Genomic DNA, 24,274 nt, shown 5'->3' with positions numbered 1-24,274 from the left:
TTATTGCGCCGGTAAATCTGTCGCGTTGTCACCGCTCGGGTCTGAATCATCAGTTACGTTCTGTGGCATATCAGTTTTTTCAACTTCCACTCCATCAACCCGCTGCAATCCTCTAGGTAATTTATTGCCTCGCCTACCACGTTCACCCTGGTAGTGAGCAAGGTCAGCCGCAGTTAAGGTCATGCCTCGTTTTCCAGCCAAAATTTTAACATTGGCACCTTGAGGTACGACCGCTAAAACGCTGACATACTCTTCTCTAGACTGCACTTTTGCTGACGGAATACTTAATAATTTGTTTCCCTTTCCTTTACCTAAACTGGGTAAGTCACGTAATGGAAACATTAGCATTCGGCCTTCATTTGAAATAGCTAAACACCAGTCTGACTTGAGATCAAACACCTGTTGCGGACCTATCATCTTAGAACCGGTAGATAGCGATAAATAGGCCTTGCCAGCTTTGTTTTTACTCACCATGTCGCTAAATTTACCAACAAATCCATAACCCGCATCTGATGCCATCAGATATTGTTGCTCATCACTTCCCATTACTAGGTGTTCAACTTTCTCACCACTGACTATATTAAAGCGGCCTGTTAATGGTTCTCCTTGGCTGCGTGCTGATGGCAACCCGTGGGCATCGCAAGAAAACGCTCTACCCGATGAATCAAGAAATACCACTTGCTGGTTGCTGCGCCCCTTTGCGCTAGCTTGGTAACTATCTCCGGCTTTATAACTTAACCCTTCGACATCGACATCATGTCCTTTTGCACACCGAGCCCAACCTTTTTCAGACAATACGACAGTCACTGCTTCTGAAGGAATTAACTCTTTTTCAGATAAGGCTTTAGATTCACCTCGAGCAACGATTGGCGAGCGTCTATCATCGCCATACAACTCAGCAGCTTGTAATATTTCTTTTTTGAGTAGGGTTTTTAAACGTTTGTCAGAGCCTAATAATAATTGCAGCGCGTCTCTTTCTTTAGCTAGTTCTTCTTGTTCACCTATGATTTTCACTTCTTCAAGTTTAGCCAGATGACGTAATTTCAAATCAAGAATAGCTTCGGCTTGAATATCCGTTAAATTAAACTGCTCCATCAGTTGTTGTTTAGGTTTTTCTTCATATCGGATAATGCGAATAACTTCATCAATATTCAAAAAAGCGATCATCAATGCTTCAAGAATATGTAGTCTGGCAAGTACCTTATCTAATCTAAACTGCAGTCTACGTATTACTGTATCTTTTCTGAAACTTAGCCATTCGGTCAGGATCTTTCGTAAATCTTTAACCTGAGGTCGACCGTCTAAGCCAATCATATTGATATTAACTCGATAACTTTTTTCGAGATCTGTGGTGGCAAACAAATGTTGCATCAATTGTTCTACGTCAACTCGATTAGATCGCGGGGTTATCAATAAACGGGTGGGACTCTCATGATCTGACTCGTCACGTAAGTCACTGACCATTGGTAGTTTTTTAGCCTGCATTTGTGCAGCAATTTGTTCTAGAATTTTTCCGCCAGATGCTTGATGAGGCAAAGCAGTGATAATAATATCACCATTATCTTCGGTATAGACCGCACGCATTTTAATCGAGCCGCGACCGGTCGCATATATTTTAGCGATATCGGCTTTTGGGGTAATTATTTCTGCATCTGTCGGGTAATCAGGCCCTTGAACAAATTCTAATAATTCAGTTAGTTCAGCTTTGCTATTATCTAACAAATGGGCACACGCATTTGCAACTTCACGCACGTTATGGGGAGGAATATCAGTCGCCATGCCCACTGCAATACCTGTAATGCCATTTAACAAAATATGCGGTAAGCGAGCAGGTAACACTTTGGGCTCATCTAAAGTGCCGTCAAAATTGGGCTGCCAATCAACCGTACCTTGGCCTAATTCTGTTAGCAACACCTCACTGAACTTAGACAAACGCGATTCGGTATAACGCATCGCAGCAAATGACTTAGGATCATCTGGCGCACCCCAGTTGCCTTGCCCATCAACCAACGGGTATCGATAAGAAAACGGCTGCGCCATTAGCACCATGGCTTCATAACATGCAGAATCACCATGAGGATGAAACTTACCAAGGACGTCACCCACTGTTCTTGCTGACTTTTTGTACTTAGCTGCGTTATTCAAACCCAGTTCAGACATGGCATAGACTATTCGTCGTTGTACCGGTTTCAAACCATCACCTATATGTGGCAATGCCCTGTCCATAATGACGTACATGGAATAATTTAAATAAGATTCTTCAGTGAACCTTCGCATCGTCAACTGTTCGATGCCATCTTTATTGATAATGGTTTCTTGACTCATGTTTGACTATTTACCACTTCTTCTTGTTTTAAATTGTTGGTTGCAAGGGAATAATACCTAAGATCTCATTATTCTGATGAATAGATTACCTCATTAATGGCGCTGATTACATCAACTAAGTTTATCTTTATCTGCTAAAACGACATGAAGAGCTATTGGTGTTGTTGTCGCCACTCACATAAGCCTTCTTAAAGTGCAAACTACAATGTCGCTCCCAAGCAGACCATAATTTTACGAGAACAGATGTACAACACAAAGTCTTAGATATATACCTCCAATCTCGATGATTTAACCAATACCCTGTATTCAAAATTGGGGGTAGAAGGCCTTTAAATTATTCTCAATCAAGTATAATTTGTGAAAAATCATCTCGATATACGACCTACTATCCGTGATTAACACATCCTAAAGATTGCCAGAAGCATAATTCGGATGGTTTAATGTTATCCATAGCCACCATACTGACTGAATTAAATATTGCTTTACCTGCGCAGATTTTCACTTTTGATTTTGTTGTCGCTACCTATACTGGTATCCGCACAAGGTAATGTGCAACTTATTTCTACCTTTGAAGCTCTGCGGCTGTCATCGCAATTAAAGGTATATCGAGAAACCGATGAACCAATTGGTGTTTTCGAGGTTAAACAAAAACTTGATGAATTTGTTTGGCAACCTGGAGACAATCCTAACTATGGATTTTCCGATAAGGGGGTTTGGTTACATACCACTATCAGTAATGTAACCGACAATAAACAATGGGTGATTGATGTTGCCTATACACAATTAGAAAAAGTAGACATCTTCGTATTGCTAGATGACGAAGTGTTAAGCCATGTTAGTCACGGTAGTACCCGACCTCACCCAGAACATCGTTTTCCAACGTTAAATCTCGATATGCCTTACGCACAAACAATTGATTTGTTTGTGCGTATAGAAAGCCAGCGTTCGGCACTAATCGCACCGGTTGATATACAAACACAACTTCGTCACCAACAAATTGAATTCTATGACAACCTAATATGGGGTTTGTTTTATGGCGGTCTTATTATGCTGGCCCTATACAATCTTATTTTGTACTTAGGATTACGGCAAAATAGTTTACCAACCTACATTGGCTATGTTTTATCTGTACTGGTTTGGCAGTTTGTTTGGGGAGGGCATTTACATTTATTGATGCCCAGTTCAATCACAATTTGGGCGAGTTCCCACACTGATTTAGTTTATGTGCTCATTGGTATTTTTTCGGGGTTGTTTACTATTTCTTTTTTAGAAATGACTAAAACTCATCCTTCTTCTTTGGGTTATATAAAAATACTCATTGGCGCGTTAATAGTCTTAGGGGTTTTGTCGATATTCAATATTCTGCCGCCTGTTTGGCAAAGTGGTTTAGTTTATTTGACCACTTTTTTAGCTATTGCCTGTTTCACCTATTCAGGTTTTGAAAGTTTTAGTAACCAATTTTATGTCGCCCGATATTTTATCTTTGCATGGAGTATTTTTTCCGCTTTAACACTTATTGCGATGTTGGGGCAAGCGGGTATATTACCTTCTAATTTCTTCACAACTTATTGTTTTCAGTTAGGTATTTTTATCGAAGCTGTATTATTTTCGTTAGCGTTGGTAGAAAAAAGCCGTCACCAATTAGAACAAGAAGTAGAACAAACCACAGAGGATTTAAGAAACAATATTGAATTAGTAGAAGAACAAAATGTACGCTTAGATATTGCTCGTAAAGACGCAATTGCGGCAAGTAATGTCAAATCACAGTTTTTGGCCAACATGAGTCATGAAATACGCACTCCGTTGAACGCTATATTGGGCTTTAGTAAAGAGTTAAATTCCAATTCGTTGCCCCCAGAAAAACAAGAGCAAGTCAGTATTATTAATGCGGCTGCAGATAATTTATTAAGCATTGTTAATGATGTGTTGGACTTTTCAAAGATTGAAGCGGGTAAGTTAAAGATCAACAATCACCCGTTTTCACCTAACGACATGCTGGAAGACATGGTCAGCGTTATGGCCAAATCTGCTCACTTAAAACATCTTGAGTTTGTATACCATTTGGAGCCGCTACCAGAAAAGCTGATAGGCGACAGTTATCGTATAAAGCAAGTTTTAAACAACCTTCTAGGGAACGCACTTAAGTTTACGGATCAAGGTTTTGTCAGTCTTTCCGCTAGCGGCAGAGTGCGTAACCACGGCATATACGAACTTGTTCTTAAAATTGAAGATTCTGGGATCGGTATAAGTCGCGAAGACCAAAGAAAACTCTTTACGGCATTTTCTCAAGTCGATGACGCTTTGAGTCGTTCATATCAAGGAACAGGTTTAGGCCTGGTCATTTGCCAAGAATTAGTGAAACTCATGCGCGGTGAACTAAGCCTACAAAGTGTTCCAAACTCTGGTAGTACTTTCACAGTTACAATCAGATGTAACTTGCTTAATACCAACCTTAGTTTAAGCCCAGATAGTGAATGGCAAAACAAGAAAATAGTTTATTTTGACCCTTTTCCCCAATCTCGTCATTGTGGTGTGAAAATACTCACATATTTAGGCGCAAGTGTGACTGGCGTCGAATCATTAACCTATCTCAAAGAACTAAAACAACATTATGATTTAGCGCTTATATGCGTGCCAAAAAATAAAGAAAACAATCTACCCGGAATTTTAGAAGCCACGCGGCACATAAATACAGACAATTCTGTACTGCTATATTCAGGCATAGACTCATTATCAAATCGCAGTGATCTTTCACAGTATTTCACACACAAGATACGTCTCCCTCTAACCTTAGGTAAACTTAACAGCTTATTACATGAACCAACAGAAAGTCCCACTGATAAGCTACAACAGCGTTTGGCTGCATTGCCTGCAGCCAATGTCTTGGCTGTCGACGATATGGAAATTAATTTACGCTTACTCACAACTTGGCTAAAAAATACCAACTTGCAACTTACCTTGGCTTATAGTGGCGCAGATGCGGTTGCACAATGTAAAGAACATGAATTTGACGTGATTTTAATGGACGTACAAATGCCAAACATGGACGGACTAGAGGCGACCAAAAGGATACGACAAACAGATTTGAATTTAGGCACACCAATTATTGCGGTCACTGCTCATGCTTTCAAAGAAGAGCAAGATAGATTGTTGGCTTCAGGTATGGATGATTACTTACCTAAACCTATCAACTTGTCCGATTTAATAGACTTAATCAAACGCTGGTGTCAAATAGCTGATCCGATAAACGAAGAGCAACTTAGTTTTGACTGGTCCCTAGCACTTAAACGTGCCAATCAAAATGAGGATGCAGCAAAAGATATATTGCAGCAATTTGTGGAGCAACTTCCGGACCTAGTTGAGTCCATTGAACAAGCCAGCCAATTCGAGCGCTACGACGAAATGCAAGCCAAGGTACACCAATTACACGGTGTTTGCTGTTATACAGGGGTGCCCGCGATGTTGACTATCTGTGCTGATATGGAAGGCGCGTTAAAACGAAAACAATTTGAACTCACAAAATTGAGGATGGGCAAATTAAAAAGTGAGTCAATTAATCTTTTGATTGCCGTCAAAAACGCCAATATTATTTAACTTAAATTTGGACAGTAAACTTGGGCCTATTTCGTGGCAGATCTAAACACTCGATATTGGCATTGCCGTAACAAATCAACAAACTCCCGCTCAGGGCGATCTAGCTCTGAACCTGCAACAAAAAGATCGTAACCTAAGCGCTGTCTTAATTTAAGCATGCGATTGGCAAACATCGCTTGGATCCCTTTGTACTCTATATCTTTATCATCCTTAAAATAGTCCCCCTCTAACATGTCATCGCTATAACAGTTACCACTAGAACAATCCTCGGATTTAGGTAATTCGTGAAATAATAATGAACGCTGTTCCATTAGTATGTTTGTCATCAATCTAGGTGAGATATTATTTAAAAAGACTGAATAGTCTTTAATTTTAATGCCTATCATATCCAGAGGAGTACGCCCTAATCCTTGGGTCACATTTGGTACATCAATTCTTTGGATATTATGCCAATCTAGTTGCCACTTACCGTGACGATGTTGGTAAAGAATAGATGTTCTGGAAATAAGAAAACTAAATGCTGGCTCTCTATATTTGACCCAAGCAATCAGCAAAGTGACAAGTGATCCACATGTTAAGAAAATCCCAACTAAGAACAATGATTTAGGAAGGATTGAAAAACTAATACCCGCCAAACACAGACCTACAATTCCCAACAAAGCGCTCACGAGTATATTGCGCTTAGCTTGACTTCTGATTTCAATCATATCTTGCATAGTTGCCAGCGCTTACCTGTTGAATGTAATATTGTTTATCCCAAAAACCAAAGATACACAATACAGCAGATTACTGCCCAAATAACTAAAGCTCTGATCCGCTTACACCTTACACAATCAGTGTACCACCAACTTAGTAAGCTGTTTTTAGCGGATTTCATTCAATCTATTATCCATTGCATAAAGTAACTGTTTTAACTACACCTGAATTTTTATCCTAACTCGCAGTGAACATACCAAGCAATAGTAATTGTTATTTAGATTGATAACACAACCTAAACGTTTTCTACATTCTATCTAAACTTTGTGTGCAACCATATTTAATTTAGACACAACCAAAGGCGTAAACACTAACGATAAGATAACAGAAAAACCCACTCCTCCTGCCAACACAACGGCAAGTGGTGGCCAGAACGTTCCTTCGCTAAACAACAACATAGGAATAAACCCACCCACAGTTGTGAAGGTTGTTGACAAAATATGCCTACTACAACCCATTGTTTCTTCGACGATATGTTTGATATTCCCTGCTTTTGCGAGTGGATTCGCGTTTATCGCAGCAATGACAACAATTGACCCATTAATGGCCACTCCAATCAGTCCAGCACAGCCCAGTAGAGGATTAAACCCAATAGGAATACCAGAAAGCCAAAGGCTAAACATGCCCAATCCTACCGACAAAATTGCCACCGACCCAATCACTAAAGCCAAACGCAAACTACGAAAAGATAAGATCAGCGTGGTAATCATCAACACGAGTAAAACGGGCGCATAAGTAGCCAATTGCCCCAAAGCTTCTTGCTGTTTATCCGCATCGCCAGCCAATTTGAAACGATAACCTTTAGGCATAGTAAAGTTCATATCCTCTAAGGTTTTTAATACCTGTTCACTTACATCTATGGCGGTAGCTCCCGGCAACAGAAATGCCTCGACGTTATTTACCCGTTCGCCGTTTTGTCTAGTAATGCCCGCGACTGTTGGTTTTAACACAAAATCACCTAAGGCCGATACAGGCATCCAAACACCTTTCCTCGCTAACTTTTCGCTTAACAAAGGTAAGCTCTGTATCTGCACTAGCTCTCCCCCTGTATCACTACCCACTCGAATTCTGACAGGAATTTCTTCGGTTCCTTCCAATATCGAGCCTCCTACTTTTCCTTCCAATGCATATTGAAGCTGCTGCGAGATTTCGACTAGCGACATACCTGCGATTTGACTAGCCTCTTGTGTTGCTTCAAGTACCCACTCAGGCTCACCAAAAGTAACAGACGCTATAGAGTGAGATATACCTGGTGTTTGTGACATCGCTAACCTCACCTGCTCACCTAGGTCATTCAGAATATTAATATCTGGACCAAATATATTTAGCCCTACTGGCGCTGATACTGGAGGTCCTTGTCCAAATGCTCGCACCACAATTTTGGTGGCGGGGAAAACTTGGTCTAATTCAGCTTGCAATCTACCGATGAGGGCTTTAGCAGCTGAAACACTCGTTACTGTCACCACCGCATTGGCATAATGTGAAGAGTTATCTTTATTCATGACTTGGTTGTAATACACTGAAGGGTACGAGCCCCCCACTAACCAACTAAGTTGCGCCACTTGTGGTTTACTACGGATTAACTTATCCACTTTTTCTACCGTGTTTTGAGTCTCTTCGATTGCAGTGCCCTCTGGCATCCACAGGTAAATTTCAAATTGATCTCTATCTGCGCTTGGGAAAAATACGTTGCCAAGTTGTCCTGCTAACACAAACCCAGAAATAGAAATAGCAATACAGGCCAAAATACCGAATACAGGGCGCTTTAGAGATTTTTCCAATGCAGTACGGTAGCCTAAACTAATAGCGGGAGCCTTAATTCCAATGGAATACCAGGCAGATGATACATTTGATTTCCTGGATAAAAAGCGCGCAGCTAGTGCCGCTATGATAGTAAGGGAAATAAATAGCGAGCCAATTAAAGCCATCACCACGCTAATAGCAATAGAACCAATAAAATCACCTATGTTACCTGGCAATAGAAAGATTGGCATAAAGCCCAAAATAGTCGTCAAGGTTGAAGCTAATAACGGTACAAATAAGTGACTGATACTTTGGGTTAATGCCTCAACGCGGCTAATATCAGAGTTGACTAACTTACTTCTAATTTCATCTGTTATAACTATCGCATTATCAATCAACAAACCGATAGCGATGATGATGCCGAAAATTGACATTTGATGAATTTGCTCATCAAAAAAACTCAATGAAAAAACGGCAAACGCGGCGCACAGTGGTAACGCCAACCCAACTATCAAAGACGCCCTCATGCCCATAAAAACAAGCACTACGGCCATTACAACTAGACTACCTAGCAGCAAGTTTTTAGTTAAATCGCTTAAACGAGTTTGCGTATAAGTATTCTGTTCAAATACAATATTGGCTGTTACCGTGCCGCCAAATTGTTCGTTAAAGTTTTTGACCACCTCTTTAGCGTTGTCTGTCCACCTATCAACCCGAAGCGTGGTTTGCATTCTAGATGCGACAAAAACAACCTGATTTCCATCTACCAAGCCCACATCAGCAACCGGTGAACGAGCCTCTTTTTCTACTTTGGCAATGTCTCCCAAACGTAGATAGCCACCTTTCTCATTAGCTTGAAGAGGCAAGTCTCTAATGACAGACACACTATCAAGCTCATGCGCTACTTGCATTCGCATATTTTGTTGTTTTGAATACATCGTTCCAGCCGGAACTTTAGGGTCTGCACTCGCCACTAAGTCACTCGCTTGGCTGATGCTTATTCCTGTGCTTGTTAGTTGCTGAGGATCTATAGTGACTCGAATTTCTTCATCTATTTCTCCATATACGCGAACCAATTCAGTACCCGGCACATTGCGCAGTTGATCGGATAATTGATCTGCCATTCGACTAACAATGGACATAGAGGTCCGATAGCCTGTTGTTGGTTGCAGACCGATCAGAAGAGTAAACGCTGTTGCTCCCCTACGTTCATCAAGCAATGGGTCACCTGCTCCCTGTGGAAAATTAAGCTTTGCATTACTTATTCCATCTCGAATTTTTGAGAAAATTTGTTCGTTAGTGTTGTTGTCTACCCATGCTTGTAACTCTAAAGAAACGATGGAGGTTCCAGAACGCGAAGTTGATTTAATTTCTTTAATTTCATGTAGTTGCCGCAATTCATCTTCAATTACATCTGTGACAAGAGCTTCAACCCGTTCTGAGGATGCACCGGGATAAGGTGTAATAACCAATACGTTACGGTTATCTATTCTAGGATCTTCTAAACGTGGAATATTGTTTATAGCCGACAAACCCGCTACCACGAGTACCAAAATACTCAGCACTAACAAGTGACCATTACGGAAAAACAGGCTATACCAAGGGAGGCGCAGGCTATTTGGTTGCATGGGTTGTAACATTATAGGGATCCAGATACAGAGTTCGTGGTTTGAGCGTCGGCCAGCAAAACTTTTTGGCCCGGAACTAAACGGTGTACACCATCTGACACTAACAAGTCAGACTCTTTTAAAGCGCCACGCACAAACGCCTGTTCCTCATCCACGTGTAACATTTCCACAAGCTTAGCCTGCAATTGTAACTCGTTACCTGTAGCGTTAACGGTAAATAGACTCCACAAGCCCCTAACACCACTTACCAGTGCTTTTCGTGGCACCCAAAACCCTTCAGCATTTATCGAGGTCTTCATTTCAAAATTGAGTAAATCTCCGGGTAAAATAGTGAGATTGGGTTGTGTCAGGCTGACGATCACATCAACGGTCCGAGTATCAACTCTGCGTTGTTGAGCTATAGACTTAATTTTACCTAACAACTGAGTGGACGAAGAAGACACTTCGACTATTTGGTCGACTACAAGCTTATCTGCATAGGCTGCAGACAATGCAAACCTCGCCTCTAATTGAGTATTTTGCTGCAAAGTAAATAGAGTCTGCCCTGTCGCAACCACTGCCCCCAAATCGACTAAACGACTAACTACGCTGCCGTCAAAAGGTGCTCGCAATTTCGTTTTACTTATATCAACTTGTAACCTTTGAATGCGGGCTAACACTTCGTCGATAAAAGCATTGGCGGCGTTCACTGACTCTGTCGCTTCATCTAGGCGTTGCGCCGACTCAAGCTTTTTATCTACCAGTTCAATCACTCTTTTAAGGGATAACTTAGCCAAGTTAGCATCTGACTTCGCTCGACTCAAAATGGCGGATAATTCAGTCATTTGAGCATTTAGCCTTTGTGTATCCAACTCAGCCATGATTTGCCCTTGTGTTACTCTTTGGCCTTCATTAACAACAATATTCACCACTGAACCCGACAAATCAAAACCCACTTCTGCTGTCTGTGGAGCTTCAACTCGGCCAACCACCAAATGTTTTTGTACATATTGCTCATGCCACTGTACTGGCATAACATTTACTAACGGCTTTTTTATATCCGTCGGGGCAACTTGTGTTTGGCCGCTACCAGAAGCCTTCATTAGCGATACGAGTGCAAGCAAGGCGATAAATGGGATTAACCAGATCCAGTATTTTTTAAAACTTGGCTGTTGAGGCAACTGATTAGAGCTTGTCATAAATTTCCTGCTGGATTAGGTTTGAATGCTGGCGAACAATTAAATACTAGACTGTCTAGTTTGATATATAATAGTATTTAATATTTCAGTTGCCAATTGTTTTTTAATGTCTAAAGAGGTTTCACATTGTTAAGTAACCAAATAAATAAATCAGGAAAGCCAACAGGCAGGCCAAAAAGTCCTCAAAAACGTAAGCAGATTCTTGAAGCAGCTAGCGACCTTTTCTTAGAATTCGGTTTTAGCGGCTGCTCTATGGAAATGGTGGCTAAACAATCAGGTGTATCGAAACAAACTGTTTATTCACATTTTGACAATAAAGAAGCCCTGTTTTTAGCGGTGATTGAAGACAAATGTGCCGAATACCAACTCGATGCTAAGCCCATAGATAACAATAACCATAGTTTGTCACAGGTATTGCGCGAAAGAGGTTTACAGATTGTAAAGTTGCTACATGATCACAAAGTGATTGCCATGTACAGGATCATAATAGGTGAAGTTAACAGTAACCCTCGAGTGCCAGAATTGTTCTTTCAAGCAGGTCCAAAACATACGGTAGAATATTTGGCAAAATGTTTTTTGAATTATAGCGAACAGTCAATGACCGAGGAATTAGCGCATAAAAATGCGGTTATTTTCTTTAACCTGCTTAAAAGCGAGTTTCACATCAAGAGTATTTTAGGGTTAAACTTTGCACTGTCTGAGTCACAGCAAATAGCACTGGTTGAAGTTGCCGCTCGACAAATTGAACATTTACTGGCATCCGAAATACGCTAGTTTTATAGATGTAGTAGCCAATAAAACTTGGCACTTTATAAGTTTTAATTAGTCATAGAGGTATGTATGCAAAGTTCAGTGATTCAATCATGAATATAAATATTCGACAGTTTCTGTTAATAACTCTCAGTTGTATCACTTTTTTCACTCAAGCTGATACCTTGTGGATCGATAAATCTCCGCAAACTAGTGCAAAAAACATCACCCCCTTACGAGTAGTAGCCGCGCAATCTAGATTATTACAAATAAATAAGTCGTTGTTAGCAACGACTTTTGCGGATGTTGACTTAGAAACTGAACTGAACGTTCCTCTTCCTAACGGTTTAAACATAGTTGTTAAACTGAGCCCCTCACCTATTTTGAGTGACAATTTAGCCAAACAATATCCAGGCTTTATGACATACCAGGCTCAACAACTTGATCAGCCACAAAATATAGGACGATTTAGTATTTCCCACTTAGGCTTGTTTGGCTTTTTTCGGTACAACGGTAAGTGGATGTTGTTATCACCAAGGTATCAAGATGAAACCTTAGACTACGCCAGTTATTGGTACAAAGATGCTCCCTCGAATCCCGATGAAACAGCGCGTACTGCTGACTTTTTACTAACCGAGCAACATATACAAGCGCCAGCCATAGCCCAAAAGGCAGTCTCCACTGGTGATACGGTTCGAACTTATTCTCTGGCAATAAGTACCACTGCAGAATATACCCAAAAACTGGGAGGTACCACTCAAAATGTCGTAGCGGAATTGATGAATTTAGTTAACCGCATTAATCAGGTTTTATTAGTCGATTTGGCGCTACAATTTGAATTGGTTGATAACCAAAACATTATCTTTTTTGATGCAGCAAGTGATCCCTTTACAAATTCCGATGCAGCAACGGATATTGAAGCCAATCAAGAAGTTATAGATCAAGCGATCGGTGAACAAAACTATGACATAGGTCATGTTCTTGGAACCAATGGTGGAGGTTTAGCTTACGTGGGAGTGGTATGTAACAGTGAATATAAAGCTCAAGGTTATACTGGCTTAAATAACCCTCAAGGAGAACGTTTTTATATTGATTTAGTTGCCCATGAATTGGGACATCAACTAGGCGCTGGACACTCTTTTAACGCAACTAACTCAGCCAGCTGTGACCAAAGTTCGCGCTCTGCTGGTTCGGCATACGAACCCGGCAGTGGTTCTACCATTATGTCTTATGCGGGTATTTGTAGTTCACAAAACTTACAAAATAACAGTGACCCTTATTTTCATTCCATATCCATTCAAGATATTCGTAGCTACGTTGATAGTTTCTCGGGCAGACGGTGTGGTGTTGAAACCTCTATTGATAACGCCATTCCACAAATTCAATTACAACAAAATGCATTTACCATTCCCCCTAGTACTCCTTTTGTTTTAGATGGTACGGCCACTGACGAAAACAATGATTTACTCACCTACAGCTGGGAGCAATTTAATAATGGTGGCAGCTCAGGCGCCACAGCAAGTTTAAATGAATTAAATAGCGACAATGGTAATAATCCACTGTTTCGATCTTATAGCCCAGTGGCTTATTCATACCGCTACTTTCCTGAATTAGGTGATGTGCTTGCAAATCAAACCACGCTCGGAGAGACCTATGCAACCACCGATAGAGACATGCGTTTTCGGTTAACAACGAGAGATAATAAAGGCGGTGTAAATCAACAGGATGTGGTTATTACCGTGGATAGTAGTAGCCAACCGTTCAGCATTGATACCCCAGGTGAATGGCAAGCCCAGTTCGAACAAAACGTAACTTGGAATATAGGTGATACTTCAACAGCCCCCATCAATTGTACCAATGTTGATATTTTACTCATCGCTAATACCAATAATCCTGTTGAAACAGCAGTGCAGTTAGCGACCCCAAATGATGGACAGCAAATAGTACGTGCCCCTGATATCACTAGCACAGCGGCAAGATTGGTCTTGAAATGCAGCGACAACGTGTTTTATTCAGTCAGCGATGGCGAATTCGCGATTATAGGCTTAGATCCGGTTGCGCCCTCGATTGATAGTCAAAATAGCATCACCATCGATGAAGACTCGCAGCGTCAAATTGACTTTGCAGATTTAAACGTAACCGACCCTGATTCGCAGTACCCAGACGACTTCTCAATTACACTACAGGAAGGAGAAAACTACAGCATTAATCAACAAACTGTGATCCCCAACGCCGACTTTCAGGGTACCTTGCTCGTGCCTATAGTAGTAAATGATGGTGGCTTAAACAGCAATCAATACTCCTTACAAGTACAAGTTTTGGCAATCAATGACGTTCCCGTTGCCACCTCTGATAATCAGCATTCCATAATTCTTGACGAAGACACAGAATTGCAAATTGATTTGAGCGATTTAACAGTAGTTGACCCAGACTCAATCTTTCCAGATGATTTTACTTTAACTATTAAAGATGGCGATAATTATACTGTTGCTCAAGACACCATATCTCCCATTCCAGATTTCAGCGGCCTATTAACTGTACCGGTATTCGTCAATGATGGTGAATCAGACAGCAACATCCTGATATTTCAAATACAAGTAACAGCGGTGAATGACGCCCCCATCGCAAGCTCCAATAATTTGGATGATATTAGCATTAACGAAGACTCCCCAAGGTTATTCGAGTTTAGTGAGCTAACGGTTATCGATCCCGATTCTAGCTATCCAGATGATTTCACCCTGATAATCCAAGAAGGTGATAATTATAGTATTGACCAACAAACCCTCACTCCCAATGCTGACTTTAATGGCATCTTAACCGCACAATTACTGGTTAACGATGGCGAGTTAGATAGCAACGTATTGAGCTTTCAAGTTGAAGTCGTAGCGGTGAATGATGCACCTATTGGCAATGACGATACTGTTTCGATTCAACAAAATAGTGGGACCACGAGTATCGACATACTAAGCAACGATGTAGACGTAGACCAAGATGCCCTCAGCGTCACCTCATTTACCTACTCCGGCAGTGCTGAAGTAGCCTTAGTAGACCAACAACTCACCTACACTCCAGCGTCGGGATTTACAGGTAGCGAATCAATAGTCTATGTTGTATCAGATGGTGTTTTAACAGATGAAGCGAACCTAACCATTCAAGTGAATTCGGCGCCAGTGACATCTAACAACTCCGGCGACTCAGGAGGTGGAACTATTGCGCTCCTGAACCTATTGCTTGTTCTAGGTTTTATTATGAAGTTTTATCAAAGATTTAATAAGGGACGTTATGAATAATCAAATATTTTGTTTAACAATTGTCGTTTCCGTAGCGTGTTTGTTCTTAAGTTGCAGTCAAACCACTACCTCTTCACAATCACAAAAAACGGAGGCAACCATAGTTAATCAAAGTACAAAAAACGCGACGAATCAGTCGAACGACCTTAGTTGGCTGCGGTATGCAGATCCCAAAGCGGATGCGAATTTAGCCATAGATAAACGAGATTTTACCTTACTGGCGTTTGCTGGAAGAGTCACCACATTTCCAGGGATCGACGACGCATCATCTGGCCTGCAACAGCAGTGTGGTTATCGGTTATTAGCCAATAGTAGTGACGCATTGAGATCACCAAGTGAATTAGATTTACGCAAAAAACTATATCAGTATGCTGCAACTTTTAATCAAATAGTCTCAACCGCCTGTCAAAAGAACAAATAACGAAACTACTTTAAATCAGCCCATGAACCACTTGTTTGAGTTATGGGCTGGTAATTCTATTTTTTTAACAGCAATCACTTGGCGCTAGTCAGATAATCAAATACCTTTGACGCATTGCGTTGTTCTGAAAAAGATAGAAGATCAACTCCGTTACAAGACATACCATTTTCTGCCGTTAGTTTTTTCAAAACAGACTGGTTACTTCTCGCCACCACACCGATTTTACCTCTAACACTTTTCTTAAGCATATTGACATCATCTTTCACTACAGCTTCGCAAAAATTTGCATATGCCAAGTCTCCTGCATACTTCACCTTATCGGTTGAACCCAATTTTGCGGTTGCATTCAGTGTACATAACGCCATTGATAGTGCGATTAGTTTTTTCATTTGTATTCTCCAATTAGTTCAAAAATACGGCCACAAACCGCAGCGTATTTATGACTGATCGAGAAATAAATTTCTGTTTTTTTATTGTATTGAACTAGTAAAACTGATGTAAAACAAAGAGTTAATTTTATGTAACATCTATAACCACTTGAAAAATATGGCAATTTTGAAACCCTTTATTCCAATAAGAAATTAAAAACATTATTTTAATAACAATTAATATAAAAATGGTGTAGTTGGAGCACCAAATTGCCTTGCTACTCTTTGTTTGTTAAAGCTTATTAACAGTTTTCAAGCCAACAAAATTGGTTAACGCTAGTTTTCGCCTCTTACAACACACTGCTCATTAGCGCTCTGAATGAATTTTTTATTATCAACATGCCACAAAACAAGACGGCAAGGTATGTAGGTATTATAATCCTCAAAATTTCTAGACAATTCATGCCATGACTGAAACTTACCGACTAATACCCGAGTGGGCTCAACAAGAAGCCGTATTGCTAGTTTGGCCTGATCACAATACCGATTGGCAACCATGGCTAGAAGAAGTACAAGACGTTTATCTAAACATCATAAAGTCGCTTAATCAGGCAAATACCCAAATAGTGTTGTTAGTGCGTGATAACGAGGTTAGCAATTGTCTCGCAAGGCTGAATAAAGCAGCACAAGTATTGATAGTCAAAGCAGATTACAATGATACATGGATAAGAGATTACGGTTTTTTAAGTTGCGCTAACGAATCAGGATTGCAGCCTATAGAATTTACGTTTAATGGTTGGGGGCATAAATTCGATGCAGCCAAAGACAATCAAATCAATCAGCTTGTTTTAAATCAATTGTGCGACAAAGAGATCAAATCAGTTGATTTAGTCCTTGAAGGTGGCGCATTGGAAATTGACCAGCACGGTAACCTGCTGTCAACCGAACTATGTCTTACAAATCCTCAACGTAACGGCAATAAAACACTGAGCGCCTATCAGCAAGACTTTGAGGATTTTCTGGGATCGAATCACAGCCTTATATTACGAAACGGACATTTAGAGGGTGATGATACCGATGGGCATATAGACACATTAGTGCGTTTTACGCCAGACAATGGGCTGGTTATCCAGTCGGCTTTTAATCGCCCCAACGATGACCATTATCAGGGCTTAGCTGCTTTAGTCGACGAATGTCGGCAGGTTTTACCTACTCACCAAATATTTGAATTACCGCTACCCTATATCGTTAACTTGCGAGGGGACAGACTCCCTGCTTCTTATGCTAATTTTTTGATTTCTAATCAACATATTTTGTGTCCGATTTACCAACAAGCAGAAGATGAATTAGCCATGCAGATTATGCAAAAGGCCTTCCCTGAATTTACCATTGTGCCGATTAATTGCCTGCCCTTAATACAACAATTTGGGAGTTTGCACTGTATAAGTATGCAGATACCTTGTGGCATACTTAAACCAGAAATATTGCAGTCTTTCGTCAACGGAGTCCATGTTTATGCAACAACGTAATCTAAAGGTGGGCTTGGTTCAACAAGCCGTTGCCAGCAACAACAAAGAAGTAAACTGGGCGCGCAGCGCAGAGCAGGTTGCGGTTCTGGCTGCACAGGGATGTGAGTTAGTGATGTTACAAGAGCTACACAGTACCTTGTATTTTTGTCAGCAAGAAAACACCGATTATTTCGACTTAGCAGAACCCATTCCTGGCGCAGCGACCGAATATTTTTCGGCGTTGGCTGCAAAACTCAATATAGTACTCATCACCTCATTATTTGAAAAGCGTGGTTCCGGCTTGTACCACAATACTGCGGTAGTGTTTGATCGCCAGCAGGGATTGGTCGGTAAATATCGTAAAATGCATATCCCAGATGATCCTGGCTTTTATGAAAAATTTTATTTCACACCCGGCGATATGGGCTTTGAGCCTGTTCAAACAAGCGTGGGGAAACTGGGGGTGTTGGTTTGTTGGGATCAATGGTATCCAGAAGCGGCGAGACTAATGGCGATGGCTGGTGCAGAAATGTTGTTTTACCCCACAGCCATAGGTTGGGATAAGAACGATTCAGCAGCAGAACAAAGTCGTCAGCACGATGCTTGGCAAACAATACAACGTTCTCATGCAGTGGCTAATTCATTGCCAGTAATAGTAGCCAACCGCACAGGGTTTGAAACCTCGCCGGTCGCTGGCGACCCAGGTATTCAGTTTTGGGGACAAAGTTTTATTGCGGGCCCCCAAGGCGAACTGTTGGCACAAGCGAGCAGTGATAAAGAAGAAAACTTAGTGGTCGACATAGATCTTAATCGCAGTGAGCAAATTAAACGAATTTGGCCGTATTTTAGAGATCGTAGAATCGATGCCTATGATGACATCACCAAGAGGTGGCGGGATTAAATTAAGCTTAAATAAACGCCACTAAAAAGTGGCGAATTTTTATTGATTTAAGGTGTGTGAATGCACCACTACTATGGCAAGTTTAAGCTTTGGCACTAGCGCGACTGCTCACCGCGGCATACCAACGTTGCAAATTAGGATATTTATCAGTGATTTTAATATCAACTACTCTTGCAAAATCAACGGTACACATAGCGGTTATATCGGCTATGGTAAATCGGTTGGCGGCAATGTATTCAGACTCACCTAAGCGTTTTTCTAATACATTTAAAAACCCAGCGGCATTTTTGCCAGCGACTTCACCGTACTCTTTTACGGGTGTCATACGATCTTTAAAATACCCAGTGGTATGTTGAAAACACATGCCTACCTGACCAAAAAAATACAGCTCAACCTGTCTATGCCACATATCAATGGTGGCTTTCTCCAATGGATCTTTACCCAATAGATTAATTTCTGGATACAACTCTTCAAAATATAAACAAATTGACGCACCTTCACTGATACAAGTGCCGTCGTCTAGTTCAAGAACAGGAATTTTCCCCACTGGGTTTTTAGCCCGCATTTCTGGAGATATATTTTCGCCCTTTTGCAAATCCACTTGCACATATTCCATAGGAATATTTTTCTCGGCCAGAAAAATTCGTACTCTTCTTGGCGAAGGCGCAGTTTTTGTATCGTATATTTTCATAGGTTTTCTTCTGAGTTGTTTTATTCTATTACTAGGTCAAATCACAATGAATTAATCATTTAATTTAGCCAGTAACGTGTTTTAAAATCTTGGTACGCAGGTGTTTGCTTAAAGTCCTTCAAACCCTGATTAACATCGCGCAGCATACTTTGATGTTTTTTATGAATAAAATGATAGAAAGGGATTGTTAGAATAGTTCTGAAACTACTGCTACTTAATTGTCCGCTATAGGCAGCCATGTCTGCCGCGGTTAGAATCATATAATTTAACTGCCCCGCCATAAACGCCTGTAACATCAACGACGTCGTTACATAATCCTGCTTAATCGCTTTTTCAGCTTTCCACCAATCTTCAATGCTGAGTATTTCAATACTCGTTCCAACTGCAACTTGGGGGCTCAATTTTCCAGTGCAGGCTTGTTTTGTGTGGCATACCAAAAAGATGGTTGATTCAACTATAGGCTCTGGCACCTGAATCAGGTCCTCAGACTGGCCGTTAAACACCGCAGCCCTGACTAGTTCACCGTCCGCTCCATATTTATATGAATTTAAAGAATCTGACAAATTTTTATAACGTGTTACCGATAGGCTATACCCCAATTTTTTGTAAACTTCACTGAGCACATTTGACACAAAGAAGGTTCCTCTAGAGCCAGTGAATGACGTAAAATTAAGTAATTTTTCAGGTAACACATAATCTAAAGCTTGGTTAGTTGAGTTGACGAAATCGTGCCCCGATAATGCACCTTCAAGGGCAGACGCCTCGCCATTCAAAATTGAGTGGGCAATGCTATTAGCCAAATTAGTGGCGTATTTTTCTTCGGTATCTCGATCAAAAAACGGCACTAGTTGAGAACTTTTCTGTAAACTTTGCAAACCAATTAGGGCTCGCTCACTTAATCCCTCGCCATCATACTCTGGATATACGGGTAAAAACCCGATACCACTCGCCAATGCCTTGTTAGTCTCTGGTTGTGCTAAAAAATGTAAGAGAGACGACAAATGTTCATGATTCTTTGATGCTAATGGCACTAGAAACAAATCGATAGGTGCCACTTTTGGATACTCGCGATTAGCCTGAGAGTGTGGAAATGGAAAGTAACCTATTTGCGCGTTATGTTCTGCTTGAATTTCACTTTCGGCAAATTGACCAATCAAGCTCATCGCTGCTTGTTGCCGTAACAACAAGGTGATTGCTTGCTCCCATCGCCAACTATGATCAGGAGCAAAAAAATAACCATAATCTAATAATACTGAAAACTGCTCTACTACCCTCGTAATACTGTCACGTCCGGCACTAGCAAATTCAGTCATTTCTTGGCGAGTTTCGACTCCCCCGTTATCTAGTGCTAAAAAGTCAATCCACCCAAGTAATGGCCAGCCTTCTTGATTTGCTTGGACAAGAGGGGCAATACCTAGCTTCTTTAATTTGTCACATATGGCCAAGAACTCTGACCATGACTGAGGCGGCAAAATTCCATGTTTGCTGAAGACCGGTTTGCTGTAATAAAACCCCCAAGGATAATAAGCAAAAGGCAAGGCCTGATAACTGCCATTGTATTCGACAGAATCTAACAATTGCGAACTGACATTTTTTGTCAGTATTTTTTTATCTATCAATGTATCAATTGGTAACAGCAACTCTTGAACCACTAAATCGTCAAGGCGTTTCCCCGCTTGCCAATGAATTAGGTCATATTTTCCGCTTTCAAGCCAACCTACCAGTTTACTTTTAAGCCCTTGATCACTGAAAAAATCAACGTCTATAACAACATCTGACTGTAAATTATTAAAATGGTAAAACTGCTCGGCAAAGAGAGAAATTTGTTGTTTATTTATGGCTAATACCGCAACCGATAATTGTATCGGTTTGGCATGAACAGTAGAAAAGTTTAGCGACATTGTCGCTAAACATAAAATTAATGCAGAAAACAAAGATGTTGTTATATTCATCACCAATAATATAGCGTATTTGATCGTAAAGTTATCCTAAATAAATGCGCCACTACCGACCTCCCGTAAACCATCACTACTATTATTGGGACTTTTCCCAATCTTCAAGTACTTGCTGGCTTTTCGCTTGAATTTTATGGTGATTTTGGCTTACCCACCATTTTTCCATAATACGCACATTTTTTTGATTCGATTTATAAAAGATATCTACAACATCGCCTACAAATGGAATTAGGCCCAGTAAAAAATCAATAGCAATGTTCCTCAACATCGCTACTCTTAGGCCGCGAGGCACATGAATACTTTTGGCCATTGCCACAATACTCAACGATACCCCTACCATTATTAGATCCCCTACCACAGGAATAAGCCCCACTAAAAAGTCCAGCCCGACTCGTATCCCGATTACAGGAATACGTAACTTAGTATCGGTCAAATTGGCTAACTGCTGCGCTCTGAGTAAGGCATCAGGCGCTTGGTAATTCTCACTCATAGGTTGTAGTCTCAATTAATACTTTGCAATATTTGTCCACAAAACCAGGCCATGTAGGTTCCAACTGTATAGCCCAATACAGCTAACATTACCGCTACCGGCGCCAATGATGGATGAAAAGCAGAGGCAACAACTGGCGCGGATGCAGCCCCACCCACATTAGCTTGACTACCAACGGCCATATAAAACAATGGCGCTTTAATCAGTTTAGCTACAATCAACATAAGTAAGGCATGAATTAACATCCAAATAGCGCCAATCACAAAAAATAAAGGCTGATCGGCGATCATGGTGATATCCATTTTCATGCCGATTGTCGCAATCAAAATATATAAGAAAGCTGAACCAATCTTTGACGCCCCCGCACCTTCTAATTGACGAACCTTGGTAAACGACAGTGCAATGCCCACTGTACTGGCAAAAATAATCATCCAGAAAAACTTGCTATGAAAGCTAAATTTGGCAAGCCCAGGGAAGTTTTCAACAAAATAAGGGGTGATAGTGTCAGCAAACATATGTGCAAATCCGGTTACCCCCAGTCCCACCGCAACAATCAACATAATATCGGTTAGATCTGGAATACGAGAATGTTTAGCCTCGAAACTCTTAACTTTATCCTTTAGTTCGTCAATGGCCGAGGTATCCGCACCAGTTTTGGCATCAATTGCTTTTGCATTTGCTGCCATTATCAACAACACAGCCATCCATAAGTTGGCAACAATAATATCCACGGTGACCATCGCAGAGAACATTTGGTCACCTGCTCCGTAAATTTCTTTCATCGCTGCTTGATTGGCGCTACCACCAATCCAGCTTCCTGCGACAGTTGTCATACCTCGCCATACTGCGTTGGGGCCATCTACACCTATCAGCTCTGGATTAACCATAGACACAATCAGCAGCGCAACTGGTCCACCAATCACAATACCCACAGTACCCGTAAAAAACAAAATAATAGCTTTATTACCTAACTTTACGATCGCCTTTAAATCAACACTAATAGTTAACAGAACTAAGCAAGCGGGCAATAAATACCGGGAAGCCACAAAATATAGTTGCGAGTTTTCTCCATCAATTAAACCAAAAGTATTCAGCAACGAGGGCAAGAAATAACAAAGTAAAACAGAAGGAACAAACATGTAAAATTTGCCCCAAAACGGTTTTTTGCTGTTGGCGGTATAAAACACTAACCCCAACAAAATAGCCAAAATGCCCATCACAGAGGCGTCGTTGGTAAAAAATGGAGTATGGACCAAGGCTTGGTCTGCTAGATTTTCTGTAGACATGGAAGTTCCTGTTCTGCATCCGACTTATCCACCCGTAAAAGGCTTAAGCGGCTTTTTTGATTATTATTTACTATGTACTTTACTAAATTTTGTATTGTCAGTAAGAGGAGCCACATTGCAATGTGAAATTTATGTTAACACAAACTGACCTGGCAATCTTATTTGTCACTCGCCCAATATACCCTATTTTTCTAGTTCTCTGCACCTCTGGCTTTCGCAAGTTTACTACGTGCTTCAGTATCTTCTGAAGTTAAAGACCAACTCTCTAAATGGCTTCCTAGCAGCTTTGTGAGGGCCGAGATATGGCTAGGATCCGCATTTAATGCTGCAATATATTCATATCGCTCGCCCCCTGCGTCTAGAAAATATTCCCTATTTTCCTCAGCAATTTCTTCGATTGTTTCCAAGCAATCCGCAGAAAACCCAGGACAAACAACTTGTACTGATTTAACACCTTGTTCCGGAAAAGCTTTAAGGGAATGATCAGTATAAGGCTTTAGCCATTCTTCTCGACCAAACCGTGATTGAAAGCTCGTAAAATGTTGGTGTTCCTCTAAGCCTAACTCGGCCGCTAGTAGCCGAGAGGTTTTATGACATTCACAATGATAAGGGTCACCATTTAGCAAATACCTATGGGGTATACCGTGATAACTAAAGACTAACTTATCAGCCCGTCCATGTTGCTCCCAATGGTCGCGAATTTTATCGGCTAACGCTTTTATATAGTCAGGATTATCATGATAGTGAGTAATAAAACGCAATTCAGGGATCCAGCGTCTTTTACTGAAACTCTTAGCAACAGCATCAAATGTAGAGCCTGTTGTGGAAGCGCAGTATTGCGGATACAAAGGTAAAACGACTAGTTTTCGAACGCCTTGCTGTAACATTTTGTCAATTACAGAGTCCACCGAAGGTGAACCATAACGCATCGCAAACTCTACCACTAAATCGTTTCCATAGAGCTGCTGTAAATTTTCGCGTAACCCATTGGTTTGATCTACAGTATGAAACATTAAAGGTGATCCACGTTCCGTCCAAACCGTCGCGTAGGCCTTAGCTGAACGCTTTGGTCGAATATTCAATATAACCAGATTTAGAATCATCCACCATAACAGTCTAGGTATTTCTACTACCCTGGGGTCAGACAAAAACTCTTTTAAATAACGCTTTAACTCGGCCTTTTTAGGCGCTTCTGGTGTTCCCAAATTGGTAACTAAAACTCCCACCTTGTCATTTTGCTTATGGGTAAATACAGGACTACCTTGATATTTCATGAAACACTCTTGGTGATGTTAATTCGATATGGATTTTGATTGAGTACCAGTGATGTACGCTACAAACGCCATTTTGGACTAGTACTAACAAAAATCAATATTTTCGTCGTTGAATG

At 40.8% G+C, this 24,274-nt stretch carries 16 protein-coding genes; 6 read left to right on the top strand and 10 right to left on the bottom strand.

Annotated features, from left to right (window positions below; all coding sequences use genetic code 11):
• On the bottom strand, positions 1–2,325 hold the full coding sequence (gene parC / locus ABJK37_RS17775; RefSeq protein WP_348356734.1) for a DNA topoisomerase IV subunit A: 2,325 nt from the start codon (positions 2,323–2,325) through the stop codon (positions 1–3).
• Positions 2,326–2,874: 549 nt separating this feature from the next.
• Between parC and ABJK37_RS17770 the strand changes: the two genes are divergently transcribed.
• Complete coding sequence (locus ABJK37_RS17770) at positions 2,875–5,919, top strand: 7TM diverse intracellular signaling domain-containing protein (RefSeq protein ID WP_348356732.1); 3,045 nt, start codon at positions 2,875–2,877, stop codon at positions 5,917–5,919.
• 26 nt (positions 5,920–5,945) lie between these two features.
• On the opposite strand, the gene ABJK37_RS17765 is transcribed toward ABJK37_RS17770, so the two are convergent.
• The 3 genes from ABJK37_RS17765 to ABJK37_RS17755 form a co-directional block, all read right to left on the bottom strand.
• On the bottom strand, positions 5,946–6,635 hold the full coding sequence (locus ABJK37_RS17765) for a DUF2982 domain-containing protein (RefSeq protein WP_348356730.1): 690 nt from the start codon (positions 6,633–6,635) through the stop codon (positions 5,946–5,948).
• Between the two features lie 297 nt (positions 6,636–6,932).
• Positions 6,933–10,058 (bottom strand): efflux RND transporter permease subunit, encoded by a 3,126-nt coding sequence (locus tag ABJK37_RS17760; protein ID WP_348356728.1) that lies wholly within the window; start codon positions 10,056–10,058, stop codon positions 6,933–6,935.
• Positions 10,058–11,224, bottom strand: a complete 1,167-nt coding sequence (locus ABJK37_RS17755) for an efflux RND transporter periplasmic adaptor subunit (protein ID WP_348356726.1) — start codon at positions 11,222–11,224, stop codon at positions 10,058–10,060. The genes ABJK37_RS17760 and ABJK37_RS17755 overlap by 1 nt, the downstream gene beginning before the upstream one ends.
• A 126-nt stretch (positions 11,225–11,350) precedes the next feature.
• On the opposite strand from ABJK37_RS17755, the gene ABJK37_RS17750 reads away from it, so the two are divergent.
• The 3 genes from ABJK37_RS17750 to ABJK37_RS17740 all read left to right on the top strand — a co-directional run bounded on the left by ABJK37_RS17750 (position 11,351) and on the right by ABJK37_RS17740 (position 15,685).
• On the top strand, positions 11,351–11,998 hold the full coding sequence (locus tag ABJK37_RS17750) for a TetR/AcrR family transcriptional regulator (protein ID WP_348356724.1): 648 nt from the start codon (positions 11,351–11,353) through the stop codon (positions 11,996–11,998).
• A gap of 89 nt (positions 11,999–12,087) precedes the next feature.
• Positions 12,088–15,264, top strand: coding sequence for a reprolysin-like metallopeptidase (locus ABJK37_RS17745; protein ID WP_348356722.1), 3,177 nt, complete (start codon positions 12,088–12,090; stop codon positions 15,262–15,264).
• Positions 15,257–15,685: a hypothetical protein gene (locus ABJK37_RS17740; protein ID WP_348356720.1), complete on the top strand. Its 429-nt coding sequence runs from the start codon at positions 15,257–15,259 to the stop codon at positions 15,683–15,685. The genes ABJK37_RS17745 and ABJK37_RS17740 overlap by 8 nt, the downstream gene beginning before the upstream one ends.
• A 74-nt stretch (positions 15,686–15,759) precedes the next feature.
• On the opposite strand, the gene ABJK37_RS17735 is transcribed toward ABJK37_RS17740, so the two are convergent.
• Entirely contained in the window at positions 15,760–16,074 is a 315-nt protein-coding gene (locus ABJK37_RS17735) for a DUF3718 domain-containing protein (RefSeq protein ID WP_348356718.1), read from the bottom strand.
• A 446-nt stretch (positions 16,075–16,520) separates the two neighbouring features.
• Between ABJK37_RS17735 and ABJK37_RS17730 the strand changes: the two genes are divergently transcribed.
• Entirely contained in the window at positions 16,521–17,582 is a 1,062-nt protein-coding gene (locus tag ABJK37_RS17730) for an agmatine deiminase family protein (RefSeq protein ID WP_348356716.1), read from the top strand.
• On the top strand, positions 17,569–18,462 hold the full coding sequence (locus ABJK37_RS17725) for a carbon-nitrogen hydrolase (RefSeq protein ID WP_348356715.1): 894 nt from the start codon (positions 17,569–17,571) through the stop codon (positions 18,460–18,462). Before ABJK37_RS17730 ends, ABJK37_RS17725 begins: the two co-directional genes overlap by 14 nt.
• Positions 18,463–18,544: 82 nt before the next feature.
• Here ABJK37_RS17725 and ABJK37_RS17720 read toward each other — a convergent pair whose 3' ends face one another.
• The 5 genes from ABJK37_RS17720 to hemH form a co-directional block, all read right to left on the bottom strand.
• Complete coding sequence (locus tag ABJK37_RS17720) at positions 18,545–19,153, bottom strand: glutathione S-transferase family protein (RefSeq protein WP_348356713.1); 609 nt, start codon at positions 19,151–19,153, stop codon at positions 18,545–18,547.
• Between the two features lie 59 nt (positions 19,154–19,212).
• Positions 19,213–21,105 (bottom strand): ABC transporter substrate-binding protein, encoded by a 1,893-nt coding sequence (locus ABJK37_RS17715; RefSeq protein ID WP_348356711.1) that lies wholly within the window; start codon positions 21,103–21,105, stop codon positions 19,213–19,215.
• A gap of 82 nt (positions 21,106–21,187) precedes the next feature.
• Positions 21,188–21,598 carry a DUF4112 domain-containing protein gene (locus tag ABJK37_RS17710; RefSeq protein WP_348356709.1) on the bottom strand — a complete coding sequence of 137 codons (411 nt, stop codon included), beginning with the start codon at positions 21,596–21,598 and terminating at the stop codon, positions 21,188–21,190.
• Between the two features lie 11 nt (positions 21,599–21,609).
• Positions 21,610–22,884, bottom strand: a complete 1,275-nt coding sequence (locus tag ABJK37_RS17705) for a DUF819 family protein (RefSeq protein WP_348356707.1) — start codon at positions 22,882–22,884, stop codon at positions 21,610–21,612.
• Positions 22,885–23,075: 191 nt separating this feature from the next.
• Positions 23,076–24,158, bottom strand: coding sequence for a ferrochelatase (gene hemH / locus ABJK37_RS17700; RefSeq protein WP_348356705.1), 1,083 nt, complete (start codon positions 24,156–24,158; stop codon positions 23,076–23,078).
• Positions 24,159–24,274 lie beyond the last annotated feature (116 nt).

Source organism: Paraglaciecola sp. (assembly GCF_039964565.1).
Lineage (GTDB): Bacteria > Pseudomonadota > Gammaproteobacteria > Enterobacterales > Alteromonadaceae > Paraglaciecola.
This window is presented reverse-complemented; position numbering and strand designations above follow the sequence as displayed.